The 12929-nt window shown below is 69.5% G+C and carries 14 protein-coding genes; all 14 read left to right on the top strand.

Annotated elements, in window-relative coordinates; genetic code table 11:
- Positions 1 to 628: 628 nt before the first annotated feature.
- The 14 genes from ACH4UK_RS10770 to ACH4UK_RS10705 all read left to right on the top strand — a co-directional run bounded on the left by ACH4UK_RS10770 (position 629) and on the right by ACH4UK_RS10705 (position 12838).
- Positions 629 to 1495 carry a hypothetical protein gene (locus ACH4UK_RS10770; protein WP_398355666.1) on the top strand — a complete coding sequence of 289 codons (867 nt, stop codon included), beginning with the start codon at positions 629 to 631 and terminating at the stop codon, positions 1493 to 1495.
- A 291-nt stretch (positions 1496 to 1786) separates the two neighbouring features.
- Positions 1787 to 2494, top strand: a complete 708-nt coding sequence (cpaB, locus tag ACH4UK_RS10765; RefSeq protein WP_398355665.1) for a Flp pilus assembly protein CpaB — start codon at positions 1787 to 1789, stop codon at positions 2492 to 2494.
- 7 nt (positions 2495 to 2501) lie between these two features.
- A complete protein-coding gene (locus ACH4UK_RS10760) occupies positions 2502 to 3815 on the top strand; it encodes a CpaE family protein (protein ID WP_398355664.1) in 1314 nt (437 codons plus the stop codon).
- Positions 3816 to 3818: 3 nt separating this feature from the next.
- Positions 3819 to 4250, top strand: coding sequence for a TadE family protein (locus ACH4UK_RS10755; protein ID WP_398355663.1), 432 nt, complete (start codon positions 3819 to 3821; stop codon positions 4248 to 4250).
- The gene (locus ACH4UK_RS10750; RefSeq protein ID WP_398355662.1) at positions 4247 to 4666 is read left to right on the top strand and encodes a TadE family protein; all 420 of its coding nucleotides are present in this window, start codon (positions 4247 to 4249) and stop codon (positions 4664 to 4666) included. The genes ACH4UK_RS10755 and ACH4UK_RS10750 overlap by 4 nt, the downstream gene beginning before the upstream one ends.
- 76 nt (positions 4667 to 4742) lie before the next feature.
- Positions 4743 to 6080, top strand: coding sequence for a CpaF family protein (locus ACH4UK_RS10745; protein ID WP_398355661.1), 1338 nt, complete (start codon positions 4743 to 4745; stop codon positions 6078 to 6080).
- Between the two features lie 10 nt (positions 6081 to 6090).
- The gene (locus ACH4UK_RS10740) at positions 6091 to 7035 is read left to right on the top strand and encodes a type II secretion system F family protein (protein ID WP_398355660.1); all 945 of its coding nucleotides are present in this window, start codon (positions 6091 to 6093) and stop codon (positions 7033 to 7035) included.
- 21 nt (positions 7036 to 7056) lie between these two features.
- A complete protein-coding gene (locus tag ACH4UK_RS10735; RefSeq protein ID WP_398355659.1) occupies positions 7057 to 7944 on the top strand; it encodes a DUF5936 domain-containing protein in 888 nt (295 codons plus the stop codon).
- 93 nt (positions 7945 to 8037) lie between these two features.
- A complete protein-coding gene (locus ACH4UK_RS10730) occupies positions 8038 to 9480 on the top strand; it encodes a sensor histidine kinase (RefSeq protein WP_398355658.1) in 1443 nt (480 codons plus the stop codon).
- Between the two features lie 26 nt (positions 9481 to 9506).
- Positions 9507 to 10493, top strand: a complete 987-nt coding sequence (locus tag ACH4UK_RS10725; RefSeq protein ID WP_398355657.1) for a response regulator — start codon at positions 9507 to 9509, stop codon at positions 10491 to 10493.
- Between the two features lie 204 nt (positions 10494 to 10697).
- A complete protein-coding gene (locus ACH4UK_RS10720; RefSeq protein ID WP_398355656.1) occupies positions 10698 to 10928 on the top strand; it encodes a hypothetical protein in 231 nt (76 codons plus the stop codon).
- Entirely contained in the window at positions 10925 to 11533 is a 609-nt protein-coding gene (locus tag ACH4UK_RS10715; protein WP_398355655.1) for a pilus assembly protein TadG-related protein, read from the top strand. Before ACH4UK_RS10720 ends, ACH4UK_RS10715 begins: the two co-directional genes overlap by 4 nt.
- A 34-nt stretch (positions 11534 to 11567) precedes the next feature.
- Positions 11568 to 12182: a hypothetical protein gene (locus ACH4UK_RS10710; RefSeq protein WP_398355654.1), complete on the top strand. Its 615-nt coding sequence runs from the start codon at positions 11568 to 11570 to the stop codon at positions 12180 to 12182.
- An 8-nt stretch (positions 12183 to 12190) separates the two neighbouring features.
- The gene (locus tag ACH4UK_RS10705) at positions 12191 to 12838 is read left to right on the top strand and encodes an OmpA family protein (protein ID WP_398355653.1); all 648 of its coding nucleotides are present in this window, start codon (positions 12191 to 12193) and stop codon (positions 12836 to 12838) included.
- Positions 12839 to 12929: the final 91 nt, after the last annotated feature.

The following is a 12929-nucleotide window of genomic DNA, read 5'->3' as shown; positions in this document are numbered from 1 at the left end:
TGCCTGGCGGGGGTCGTGCGGGAGTACGGGACGGCCGACGGGGCCGGGGGTCGCACGGGGTGGGCGGAGCGGGGATCCGTGACGGGGAAGCGGTGGCCACCGCTGTGGCGCATAAACTGGTCCAGACCAATCAAGTTGTCAAGACCTCTGGCGGTGAAAGGCTTTCCGAGGGGCGGGTGCGAGGGAGTGCGGTCGCCCCCGTACAGGGGTGCCGGGTCGGGGATTTCTCGCCCCCGAACGACCTCGCGGCCGTACGTCGCCCCCCGCACGAGTGATCTTGCGGCGGATCTTCGGAAGGTTACGGAAACGCCCTTACGAAAAGGGAGGCGTGCGCCCCGGAAGCCGGGCTGACGTGCGCGAATGGATACGCGATCGAGAACCGGACGCAGACTGCGGTAACGCTCCGCAGTGAAGGCGGAGTTGGGCGGAATCGATTTCATCCCGTTTAGCACCCGGGCCCGGTAGGAACGCTGTTCGCATGCTGACGTACTGGTCTCCGATAACTGTTCTCTGCCTGGTGAGACGTGGCTAAAGTGCTGGGTCAGGAGCACGGAGCAGGAGCGATTGCGGCCGACGCCCGACGTCGACCGGAGCCGAAACGGGGAAGAGCGTGCCGACCGCAATAGCAGTGACGAGCGCAGACCTGGTGCTGCCGCCCACGGATCAGCAGACGCCGACCGCGGCTCTGCTCCAGGCCCCCGAGGCCCAGGTGCTGGAGCTGGCGATCGGCGACATGCACCTGCTGCTCGAACAGCACGGGTATGTGATCGCCCTCTATCCCTCGGGCATCCGCCCCGAGCACGAGCGCCGTCTCCACTCCATCCGCTCGGTGCTGGAGAGCGACCGGATCGCCCTCGTCAAGGTCGACCTCCCGCCCCTCGGCGTCGCCGTACTGGTGCGCCAGCTCCGGCAGTTGTCCATCTGCGACTTCAGCCCCGGGGTGGTCGCCTCCGCCGCCCGGCTGCTCTCGCACTACATCTACGCGGGCGCCCTCCTCAACTCCGTCGCCCGGCTGGACCGGGTCCCGGTCAGCCTCAAGGCCCACGCCAAGTCCTGGGTCCCCGGCTCCCAGTTCGCCGTGCTCGCCGGCCCCGAGCCGCAGCTGATCAAAGTGGGCCCGACCGTCGAACCGCCGGCGGGCCCGGACTTCGGCACGCATCTTCTGGTGGCCAAGGGGAATCTGCAGTCGGACTGGGTACAGGAGACCCTCGCCCCCGCCTGGAAGGTCCAGGCCGTTCACGACACCTCTGTCCCGGCCGACTCACCGCGCTGGTGGGGCACGGGAAAGCTGGTGGAGTTCGCCGCCCACCTCCCGGACCTGTCCGTGCTCTACCAGCTGGTCTCCTCCGTACGCCGGGAGAAGTGTCACTGGTGCGCCATGGAGCTCATCGGCGACCGCTGCGCATTCTGTTCCGCTCCGGTCGCGGCTTCGGAGAACCGCATGCTCTCCGCCGGTGTCCTCCACCACAAGGCCGACGAGTCACCGGGCCCCTAGCGCGACCGCTCCTCCCCGCACCGCCCGCACCGGGCGTCCCCGCGCACGTACACCGTTCAGCGCCACCGTCCCCGCCCCGCGAACCGCCGTTCCCGCAGTGGCTCGCACCCGTCAATGTAAGCGCGTAACCGCTCCACGAACGGCTCCGACCGCACCGCCCACAGCACCACAGCACCACAGCACGACGGCACCACAGCTTCACCGCTCCACCCGCTCCTCCGCTCCTCCGCACGGCTCCCTCCGTCCGCTGTCCGTCCCCACGCATCCGATTCGAACGAGGTTGTCCGGACCATGAACTCCCGCCAGCGCCGCGGCGTGATACTCCTGCTCCTGTCGGTCCTGTGTGCCTTCGCGGCCTTCGCCGGCGTGCTCTCGGTGATCAGCGACGTCAACTCGAAGGTCGGACCCGAGGTGACGGCGTACCAGCTGAAGACCAACGTGGCTCCGTACACAGCCCTGAACAGCGGCCAGTTCGAGAAGATCAAGATGCCCAAACGCTGGCTCTCGGAGAACGCCGTGACCGACCTCCGGGAGGTCGAGTCGAAGATCGCGGTCACCGAACTCCGCGAAGGCTCCCTGCTCCAGTCGGACATGATGGTCCGCAAGCCCGAACTCCGGGCCGGTGAGCAGGAGATCGCCATCATGATCGACGCCTCCACCGGCGTCGCCGGCAAGATCACGCCGGGCGCGACGGTCAACATCTACGCCACCTTCGCCGGGGAGCAGCAGGGCGCCACGGCCCAGTCCAAGGTCATCGTCTCCAACGCCAAGGTGCTGGACGTCGGCGAACTCACCGCCCTGGACCCGAGCGCGGACGACCGGGGGACCCGGGCCACCGAGGCCGTGCCGATCACCTTCGCCCTCAACACCCTGGACACCCAGCGCGTCGCCTACGCCGAGTCCTTCGCGGAGCACGTGCGCCTCGCGCTCGTCGCCCCGGGCAGCGACGGCACCATCCGTCCGGGGGACCGCACCTACACGCTCGACAAGGACAAGTGAGGATCGGATGACCACCAGAATCCTCCCGGCCGTCGGCGACCTGGACGCGGCCCGCTCGGTCACCACCCTGCTCAGCCAGCTGCCCGACGCCGAACCGGCGACCCCCGTGGGGGACTCCACCCAGCTCATCGACACCCTGGCCCGCCTCGCGGGCGAGGCGCTCGACGAACTGCCCGAGGTGGTGCTGGTCCACGAGCGGATCGGCCCGGTGCCGGCCCTGGAGCTGATCCGGGAGGTGTCGATGCGGTTCCCCTCCGTGGGAGTCGTCATGATCACCGCGGATGCCAGCCCGAACCTCTTCGCCGACGCGATGGACTCCGGCGCGCGCGGTCTGGTCACCCTGCCGCTGAGCTACGAGGAACTGGCCAACCGCGTCCAGGCGGCCGCCCAGTGGTCCGCCGGCGTACGCCGCCACCTCACCTCCGGGAACGACGTCTTCACCGGCCCCGGCGGCACGGTGGTCACCGTCACCGGCGCCAAGGGCGGCGTCGGAGCGACGGTCACCGCCATCCAACTAGCTCTGGCCGCCCAGGCGTCGGGCCACTCGGTGGCGCTGGTGGACATGGACCTCCAGACCGGGGACATCGCCTCGTTCCTTGACGTCCAGTTCCGGCGCTCCCTCGTCGACCTCGCCCTGATCACCGACATATCGCCCCGGGTGCTGTCCGACGCGGTGTTCTCGCACTCCACCGGCCTCGCCCTGCTGCTCGCCCCCGGCGAGGGCGAGCGCGGCGAGGAGGTCAGCGACCGCTCGGCCCGCCAGATCGTCAGCGCGCTGCGCACCCGCTACGAGATCGTCGTCATCGACTGCGGTGGCCAGATGAACGGCGCCAACGCGGCGGCCATCGAGATGGCGGACGTGGCGCTGCTGGTCACGACCCCGGACGTGATCGCGGTGCGCGGCGCGAAACGCATCGTACGGATGTGGGAACGGCTCCAGATCCGCAAGGCCGAGGAGACCGTCACCCTCGTCAACCGCTTCACCCGCAACACCGAGATCCAGCCGCCGCTGATCCAGAAGATCACCGGAACCCGGGTCGCCTCGGCGGCGGTCCCCGCGAACTTCAAGGAACTCCAGGCGTCCATCGACTCCGGACGTCTGCACGAACTGGACGCCAAGAGCACGGTCAAGCAAGCGCTCTGGGGCCTGGCGGGAGAGCTGGGCATCGTCAAGGAGAGCGCGACGGCGAAGAAGAGCGGCAGCGCCCTGGTCAAGCGGAACAGCGGCGCTCTGAAGAACGACCGGGGCTCGATCGGACGCCCGCGCCGCCGGCGCGACGGCTCCGGACGCGGGCCCGGAGACTCCGAGGGGACACGTTGAGCGATGGCCACCACAAGGACGGCACGAAGCGGCATACGGGGGCGGATCACCGCCCTACGTGAGAGCCGGGACCGGGATCGCGGGCAGACCGCGGTCGAGTTCCTGGGCATGACTCCCTTCATCATCCTGATCATGCTCGTGCTCTGGGAGTGCGCCCTGATCGGCTACACCTTCAGCCTCGCGGCCAACGCGGCGGACGTGGGCGCGCGCAAGGGCAGCGGGGCGGAGTACGGGGCGGGAGCGGCGTGCCGGGCGGGGGCGATGAAGGACCTGCCCGACGCCTGGGAGGACAAGGCGTCGGTGCGGTGCGGCGGCGGGAGCGGCCTGTACGAGGCGACGGTGAAGCTCAAGGTCCCGGTGCTGGTGCCGGGCCTGTTCGACCTCGACACCGAGATCACCGGCAAGGCCGGATCCCCGAGGGAGGACCAGCGATGACGACGCATCCGTACAGCGGCGGAGACGGAAACCCCGCCCGGACCCGGGATCGTGACGGCGACCGGGGCCAGGTCGCCATGGAATACCTCGGCTTCCTCCCCCTCCTGCTCCTCGTCGCGATGGGAGCCATCCAGCTCGGCCTCGCCGCGTACGCCGCCAACCAGGCGGGCACCGCATCCCGCGCCGGAGCCCGTACGGCAGCCAGCGTGGACGCCCGGGGCAGCGGTCAGTCCAACGCCCGCGACGCCGTGAGCGACTGGGTGGAGAACGGCGGATTCCGCTACCGCGAGCGCGGCGGACAGGACATCACCGTCACGGTCCGGGTCAAGGTGCCCTCCGTCGTACCGGGGCTGAAGGGCTGGTGGGCCGAGCGGAGCACGACCATGCCCAACGAGAAATCCGGCTTCGGCTTCTGACCCGGCCCTCCTGTGAGAGGGCCGCACCGACCGACCGGACCAGCACCACCCGCCGACACCGAGGAGAGTTACGCCGATGAGCCTGCGGGCACGCATGACCGCTCCGGAGGAGCAGGGCGGGGCACGGGAGGACGGCCACATGGTGGCCACTTACCGGGCCAAGCTGCTGGAGGAGATCGACCTCGCGGAGATGTCCTCGCTGGCCGCCGCCGACCGGCGGGCCCGGCTGGAACGCGTCCTCGGCCACATCATCAGCCGCGAGGGCCCGGTCCTGTCCACCGTGGAGCGCTCGCAGCTGATCCGCCGCGTCGTCGACGAGGCGCTCGGCCTCGGCATCCTGGAACCGCTTCTGGAGGACGCGTCCATCACCGAGATCATGGTCAACGGCCCCGACCAGATCTTCGTCGAGCGCAACGGCAGGGTCGAACAGCTCCCGATGCGCTTCGGCTCCCACGAGCAGCTGATGCAGACCATCGAGCGGATCGTGTCGACCGTCAACCGCCGCGTCGACGAGTCCAACCCGATGGTCGACGCCCGCCTGCCCAGCGGTGAACGTGTCAACGTGATCATCCCGCCGCTGTCGCTGACCGGCGCGACCCTTACCATCCGGCGGTTCCCGCGCTCCTTCACCCTCCAGGAGATGATCGGCTTCGGCTCGCTGGACGAACAGATGCTGGTGCTGCTCGCCGGCCTCGTCCAGGCCAAGCTCAACGTCATCGTCTCGGGGGCCACCGGCACCGGCAAGACGACCCTCCTCAACGCGCTCTCCGGGCTGATCCCGAACGCCGAGCGCATCGTCACCATCGAGGACTCCGCCGAGCTCCAGCTCCAGCAGAGCCATGTGATCCGGCTGGAGTCCCGCCCGGCGAACGTCGAGGGCAAGGGCCAGATCACCATCCGCGACCTGGTCCGCAACTCCCTGCGTATGCGCCCCGACCGCATCGTCGTCGGTGAGGTCCGAGGCGGCGAGTCCCTCGACATGCTCCAGGCGATGTCCACCGGCCACGACGGCTCGCTGGCCACCGTCCACGCCAACAGCGCCGAGGACGCGCTGATGCGTCTGCAGACCCTCGCCTCGATGTCGGAGGTCGAGATCCCCTTCGAGGCCCTGCACGACCAGATCAACAGCGCCGTCGACGTCATCGTCCAGCTCACCCGGCACGCCGACGGGGCCAGGAAGATCACCGAGATCGCCATCCTGGACTCGCACGGCCGCGACCCGTACCGCATCGTCACGGTCGCCCGGTTCAACGCCCAGCCGATGTCCGCCGACGGCCGGATCCACGGCGACTTCCAGTACCTCCCGCTGCCCCGCAGGCTCGCCGAGCGCCTCTACCTGGCCAGCCAGCCCATCCCGCAGGCGTTCGGCGTCGCCCAGTCCGCCGAACAGCTCGCCACCCGAGAGGCCAACTAGGTACCGAGCCATGGACAACGTCAACCTCCCCCTGGTCACCGTCGGCGTCACGCTGCTGTGCTGCGTGCTCGGCGTGATGGGCCTGTACTCCTACTCCGGCGGCAAGTCCGACCGCGACGCCCTCGTCGAGCGGCTCTCCCACGTCGGACAGATCCCCGAGTCCGGCCGCGCCCGCCGCTTCAAGGGCCTGGACCGCCGGCTGCGGGGCACCGCACTGGGCCGGAAGCTGGAGCTGAAGCTCGCCGCGACGGGCCTGGACATCACACCCGGCGAGTTCCTCGTCTACGCGCTCGTCGCGATGGCGGGGCTCTGGATGATCGCCTCCTCCATGCTCGCCGCGTTCTTCGGCCCGGTCGCCGCCCTGATCGGCCTCTGGGGCACCAACGCGTTCCTCAACTGGCAGCGGGTCAAGCGCACCGAGCGCTTCATCAACCAGCTCCCCGAGCTCTCCCGCATCCTCGCCAACGCCACCCAGGCGGGCCTGGCCCTGCGCACCTCGCTGTCCATGGCGGCCGAGGAACTGGAGGACCCGGCCGGTGAGGAACTGGCCCGGGTGGCACGGCGGCTGGCGGTGGGCGAGCCCCTGGAGGACGCGCTGAGCGAACTGACCGACCGCCTGCCCTCCCGCGAACTGGTCGTCCTCGTCACGACCCTGGTCCTCTCCAACCGGGCGGGCGGTACGGTCGTCAGCTCGCTGCGCAACCTCACCGAGACCCTGGAGGAGCGCAAGGAGACCCGCCGCGAGGTCAAGACCCAGCTCTCCCAGGTCACCGTCACCGCCTACGCCGTGCCCATCTTCGGCATCGGGGCGATGCTCCTGATGAACGCGGTCATGCCCGGTGCGCTGGACCGGATGACGGGCGCGTTCATCGGCCAGGCGGCGGTGGTGGTGGCCATCGTCCTCTACGCGATCGGGTTCGTCGTCATCCGTCGCATGTCCCGTATCGACGTCTGACGAGCTGGGAGAAGAAGCGTCATGGACCTACTGCTAGCCCTGGTCGTCGGCCTCGCCGTCTACGGGGCCATTCACGGCATACGGATGTACCGGGCCGACGCCAAACTCCCCGGCGACCTGGCCATCGCCCTGGAGTCCGGCTCCTCCCGCACCAGCGCGGTCGGCTCCGGCATCGACCGCCTCGGCATCCGCTGGGCCCCCATGGTGCTGCGGATGATGGGCCCCAAGGCCGTCAACAAGAAGCGCCGCCAGATCGACCTGGCGGGCAACCCCGGCGGCCTCACCATCGACCGCTACGCGGCGCGCCGCGCGGTCTACGGCGCACTCGGCCTGCTCGGCGCGTTCTCGATGCTCCTGCGCGGCCAGCCGCTCCTGGCCCTCCTGATGATCGCGTTCGGCCTGTTCTGGGTGGAGGCGGGAATCTGGTCGGCGATCCGGGTCCGCCGCGAGCACATCGAACGCACCCTGCCGGACTTCCTGGACGTCCTCGCCGTCGTGGTCTCCGCCGGGCTCGGCTTCCGGCAGGCGCTGGACCGGGTGGCGGAGAAGTACGAAGGCCCCTGGTCCGACGAACTGCGCATCACCCTGCGGCAGATGGACATGGGCGTCAGCCGCCGCGAGGCCTTCGAGGAGCTGCGCAGGCGCAACGACTCCGAGCAGGTGGCCATGTTCGTCACCACGCTCCAGCAGGGTGAGGAGCTGGGCGCGCCGATCGTCGAGACGCTCATCCAGATCGCCAACGACATGCGCCGCACCGACGCCCAGAACGCCCGCCGCAAGGCGGCCAGGGCGGTCCCCAAGGCCACGTTCGCGGTGACGACATTCCTGCTGCCCGGCACCCTCGTTCTCCTGACGGTCGGATTCGTGTACGGAGCCGACGTCGACTTCGCGTTCCTCACGGGCGGATGACATGAACGACGGGCGGGATGGGGACGACGGGAACGAGGGAGGACGCGGGGACTTTCGGGCGCCGACGGGACTGGAGACGGAGGTGACAGGCACATGGCATACCAGCTCAGCGGCGCGCAGCCCGGACTGACCGCGGAACTGACCCGCGCCCACGCCGGCACCCCGGCCCGCCCGGCCTTCGCCATCCAGGTCAACGCCCTCCAGGCGATGTGCCGCCAGGTCTTCGGCTTCCGGCTGGCGATGATCGCGATAGCAACCCCGTACGCCATCAGCCACACCGCCCCCGGCCTGCCCACCTGGTTCATCGGCTCGGCGATCCTGGTGACCTTCATGGGCTCGTACGTCCTGTTCCGGGACTGGGAGCGCTTCGGACCGGTCCTCCTGCGGCACCCCTGGCTCCTGGGCGTCGACGCGTTCTTCGGCGCCCTGCTGCTGATCACCGCCACGCCCGAGTCGACCCTCGCGTACGTCACCGTCTGCACCCCGCTGCTGGCGGGCCTGGTTCACGGCTGGCGCGGCGCGGCGGTCTTCGCGGCGCTTCAGGTGATCATCGTCGTCGGCGTGTACGCCAGCGTCCCGAAACTGGAGGCGGGCGGGGCGACGGCACTCCTCCTGCCCGGCTTCTGCGTGATCGCCGGGGCGGTCGGGGTCACCCTGCGCAATCTGCTCCTGCGCTTCGGGGCGGCCACCCAGGCGCTCACCGAGACCCGGGCGCGGCTGGCGGTGAACGAGGCGGTGGAGGGCGAACGCACCCGCCTCGCACGGGAGATGCACGACTCGGTGGCCAAGACCCTGCACGGCCTGGCGCTGGCCGCCGAAGGCCTGGCGAGCTCTGCGGACCGGATGGACCCGCCCACCGTGAGGCTCCAGGCGGAACTGGTCGCCCGCGCCGCGCGCCGGGCTGCCGCCGAGTCCCGGGAACTGCTCAGCGACCTGCGCCGGGAACAGGGACTGGAGGGCGGTGTCGACCTGGTCGCGGAACTGTCCGCCCAGGTCCAGGACTTCACCGCCCGCCACCCGATCACGGCCACGTTCCGCCGCCTCGCCGAGGGGACCCCGATCCCTCCCGTACCGCAGGCGGTCGCCCGGCAACTCCTCACCGTCGCCTCCGAGGCCCTGGAGAACGCGCACCGCCACGCGAGCCCGACGTACCTGATCGTCCTCGCGGGCGTGAAGGGCGAAGTGCTCCGCGTCAGCGTGTATGACGACGGGCGCGGCCTGCCCGTCGGAACAACGCTCGACACCCTCCGCCGGGCCGGCCACTTCGGCCTGGTCGGCATGGTGGAGCGGGCCGCGTCCATCGGGGCCCGCATCCGGATCGGGAGGGGGCGGGCGGAGAAGGGCACGGAGGTGCGGGTGGAACTGCCGCTGGCGGCGCTGACGGGCCCGGCAGCCGAGGAGAACACCCGCTCGGCTCCCGCGCCGTCACCTCCGCTCTCCCCTGCACCACCGCCGTCGTCCGTACCCGCACCCGCACCCGCACCCGCACCTGCACCTGTACCCGCGCCCGAGAACGTCACGACCCCCCACCCATGACCCCGACCCTGAGAGGAGGTCGCAGCATGCCGGACGATGTCTTCCCCACGCCGAACCACTACGGGGCGACGGTTCACCACCACGCCCCCCAGCACATGGCGTCGCACGTCCCGCTCACCCCGACCCCCGGCCCCGCCGGAAACCCCGGGCCCCAGCACACTGCGATCCAGTCCCCGTCCCCCTTCCCCCCGGGGCCCACCGCCCCGGCCGTCGAACGCCTCCGGGTGGTGGTCGCGGACGACAACCCGGTGGTCCGGGCAGGCCTGGGCGTCCTGCTGTCCGGCCGGGCGGACATCCAGGTGGTCGCGGAGGCGGCGGACGGCCGGGAGGCGTACGAGAAGACGCTCGAACAGCGTCCCGACGTCGTTCTGTTGGACGTCCGCATGCCCGGCGTGGACGGTATTTCCGCCCTGCCGCACCTGGTCGGCATCGCGCCCGTGCTGATGCTCACGTACAGCCGTGAGAGCGAGATCGTCCACGAGGCGCTGCGCCTGGGCGCGGGCGGCTACCTGGTGCACGGCGAGTTCACGGCGAACCAGTTGGTCCAGGCGGTACGCGACACGAAGGACGGCCGTGCCAACTTCACCGTCACAGCCGCGGACGCCCTCCTGGCCCATATGCGCCACGGCACGCCGCCCCAGCGGGGCCCGCTCCCCGAGGGCCTGGGCTCGGCACTGGCGACGGCGCCGGCCCCACCGCCCTCACGCGCCTCCGAACCTTCGGAAAGCCTTTCGCAACTGCAACCAGTTGTGGGACAGTCTTCTGTATCCGGGGGGCCGGTACCCGCCCCCAACAGGCAGCAGTACGGGCTGAGTTCGAGGGAGGTGGAGGTGATGGACTTGATTGCGTCCGGAATGAGCAATCAGCAGATCGCCGCCACCTGCTTCATCAGTGAGAAGACGGTCAAGAACCACATCAACCGCATCTTCACGAAGCTCCACAGCGCCACTCGCAGCGAGGCCATCGCCCACTGGCTCGGCACCGCGCCCCGGTACCCCGGGCGGCAGCCATGACCGAGCGATCTCGCAACGAGAGGGCCCAGAAAGGCTTTTGGGCCCGGGAATGGGCCCACGGGCCCTCTGGGCAAGCGATGATTTCCCCCTATGTTTCTCACGTCGCCAACGGCACCGGCCGGGAGGAAGCCGGTATCGGGGGCGACACCGCAGAAACGTGCGAGTCGGCCGGCACCCGGTCGGCCGAACCAGGAGGGGAACACCATGTCGGACATCACCCTGAAGGCCGCCGTCCGTGTGAACGGATGGGCCAACACCGCCGTCAGCAGCATCCAGAAGCGCTACGCGGCGAAGGACCGGGGTCAGACGGCGTTCGAGTACCTGGGGATCATTCTGGTGGTCGTGGCGATCATCGGTGCGATCGTGGCAACGGGCATCGGCGGTGCGATCTCGAAGCGCATCGAGGGGCTGGTGAACTCGATCACGGCGAAGTGATTCGCTTTCTGCGCAAGGACCGCGGGCAGGCTTTCCCCATCTACGTGATGATGGTGGCGGGCCTGCTCTTCCTTGCGTTGGCGTTCTTCGCGGTCGGTAAAGCCTCGGCCCTGCGCAACGGTTCCCAGGGCGCGGCGGACGCCGCCGCGCTTGCCGCTGCCCAGCAGGCACGCACCAACTTCGGGCCCGGCTTCTACGCCTCGCTGCCCGGCAACCTGCTGGACGCCTTCCTCGTCAAGCCCTTCGTCGCGCCTTGCTCCGAGGCGCAGCGGCTGGCCTCCGCCAACGATGCGGACAAGCAGCTCTGCTATCCGACCCCCGGGTACCTGCGCGACCGGATCACGGTCGAGGTCAAGGGGCGCAAGCCGGTGGACTCGCCGGTGCTCCCCGGTTCGAAGAACAAGAGGGCCAAGGCCAAGGCCACCGCGCTCATCGAATTCCGCTGCCCCAACCCCAAAGCTGTGGACTTCAACAGTGACGGAGTCCAGGACCTCTTCATCTTCACCTGCCGGAACGGCAAGATTCTCGAGATCGCGCCCGGCAGCCCGCCACCGTGGGAGAGCGTGAGCAGAACCCTCTTTGACGTGCGGTTGGTCGATCAGTGACAGCGAAGCGAACGACGAGTAGAGGAATCGGACCATGAGCATGCGGCGGACCACGACGACCAGAAGGGCGATGGCGGCTGTCACAGTGACGGCCGCCCTGGCCCTCACGCTCGCCGGCTGTGGCGACGACGGAGGCGACGAGCCCGGCAACGAGGGCTCCAGCGCGCCGTCCGCCCCAGCCAGCCCCTCCGAGGACAAGGGCGGGTCGCAGCAGGAGGACACGGCTGCGGGCGAGAACGTGGACGCGAACGCCAAGCTCGCGGAGGCTCGTGGTCAGAATGGGCTGACGCTGGTCATCAGCCAGGTCAAGCGCGACTCCGGCGGTTTCGTGACCGTGCAGGGTGAAATCAAGAATGGCGGTAGCAGCACTCAGAACACGTCCAACTGGGTCGGACAGGAGTCCGCGCTGGTAGCGAAGAACCCCAACTCGGTCGCCGGGGCAACGCTGGTGGACAAGAGGGGCAAGAAGAACTACTACGTGCTTCGTGACACCGACGGCAGATGCCTCTGCACGACTGCCATTGTTCCGCTGTCCCCTGGAGAGTCGGCGTCAGTCTTCATGCAGTTCCCGGCGCCTCCCCAGGAGACGATGGAAGTCGACTTCACCTTGCCGACTTTCGGCACTACCTCACTCAAGATCTCCGGGTGAGTGCGGACATGAAGATCACCCGACGGGTCAAGCCCACGCGTAGCGCCGGCCGTGCGGTGGCTGTTGCCGCGCTTGTGGTGAGCAGCGCGGTCCTGGGCGTTTCGGTCTCCTACGCCGATGACGGACCCAGCGTTCCACCGGGTACGGAAGCGACATCCGAAGCGCCTGTTCCCATCGACTCGAGCGATCCTGATCTGAAGATGCCCGAGGGCGGGACCCTCGCCCCCGGCAAGGTCCTGGACATCGTCCAAGTGGTCGAGGACCAGGGCGGCGAGGAACGCCGCGAGGACAGCAACGCCGACATCAAGTTCGCGCTCCAGGCCGAAGTCCTGTTCGGCAAGGACAGCGCGAAGCTCAGCTCGGCGGCCAACGCTCGTATCGCCGCCATCGCCGAGGAGGTCAAGAAGCAGAACGCGACCAAGATCCGCGTGTTCGGCTTCACCGACAACCTCGGTTCCTCGGCCCACGGAGACGTCCTCTCCAAGCAGCGGGCCGACGCCGTGCACGGGGTCCTGTCCAAGGAGCTCGGCCCCACGATCACGTACGAGATCCGGGGCTACGGCGAGCAGTACCCGATCGCCAGCAACAGCAACGAAGAGGGCCGGAAGAAGAACCGCCGCGTGGAGGTCTCCTTCCCGCGCGGAGAGGGATCCTGACTGCTCCTCCCCCTCCCTCCCCCCGCACCCGTCATCGCTCGCCGAGCGGTGGCGGGTGCGGTCGTGCCGGGCGAGGCGCGGTGCGCGGTGG

Source organism: Streptomyces sp. NPDC020884 (genome assembly GCF_044333935.1).
Lineage (GTDB): Bacteria > Actinomycetota > Actinomycetes > Streptomycetales > Streptomycetaceae > Streptomyces.
The sequence above is the reverse complement of the archived record's forward strand: the minus strand, read 5'-3'. Positions and strand labels throughout refer to the sequence as shown.

Coding starts and splice junctions, on each gene's coding strand:
- cpaB (WP_398355665.1), top strand. CDS start 1,787: ATGAACTCCCGCCAGCGCCGCGGCGTGATACTCCTGCTCCTGTCGGTC.
- ACH4UK_RS10760 (WP_398355664.1), top strand. CDS start 2,502: ATGACCACCAGAATCCTCCCGGCCGTCGGCGACCTGGACGCGGCCCGC.
- ACH4UK_RS10755 (WP_398355663.1), top strand. CDS start 3,819: ATGGCCACCACAAGGACGGCACGAAGCGGCATACGGGGGCGGATCACC.
- ACH4UK_RS10750 (WP_398355662.1), top strand. CDS start 4,247: ATGACGACGCATCCGTACAGCGGCGGAGACGGAAACCCCGCCCGGACC.
- ACH4UK_RS10745 (WP_398355661.1), top strand. CDS start 4,743: ATGAGCCTGCGGGCACGCATGACCGCTCCGGAGGAGCAGGGCGGGGCA.
- ACH4UK_RS10740 (WP_398355660.1), top strand. CDS start 6,091: ATGGACAACGTCAACCTCCCCCTGGTCACCGTCGGCGTCACGCTGCTG.
- ACH4UK_RS10735 (WP_398355659.1), top strand. CDS start 7,057: ATGGACCTACTGCTAGCCCTGGTCGTCGGCCTCGCCGTCTACGGGGCC.
- ACH4UK_RS10730 (WP_398355658.1), top strand. CDS start 8,038: ATGGCATACCAGCTCAGCGGCGCGCAGCCCGGACTGACCGCGGAACTG.
- ACH4UK_RS10725 (WP_398355657.1), top strand. CDS start 9,507: ATGCCGGACGATGTCTTCCCCACGCCGAACCACTACGGGGCGACGGTT.
- ACH4UK_RS10720 (WP_398355656.1), top strand. CDS start 10,698: ATGTCGGACATCACCCTGAAGGCCGCCGTCCGTGTGAACGGATGGGCC.
- ACH4UK_RS10710 (WP_398355654.1), top strand. CDS start 11,568: ATGAGCATGCGGCGGACCACGACGACCAGAAGGGCGATGGCGGCTGTC.
- ACH4UK_RS10705 (WP_398355653.1), top strand. CDS start 12,191: ATGAAGATCACCCGACGGGTCAAGCCCACGCGTAGCGCCGGCCGTGCG.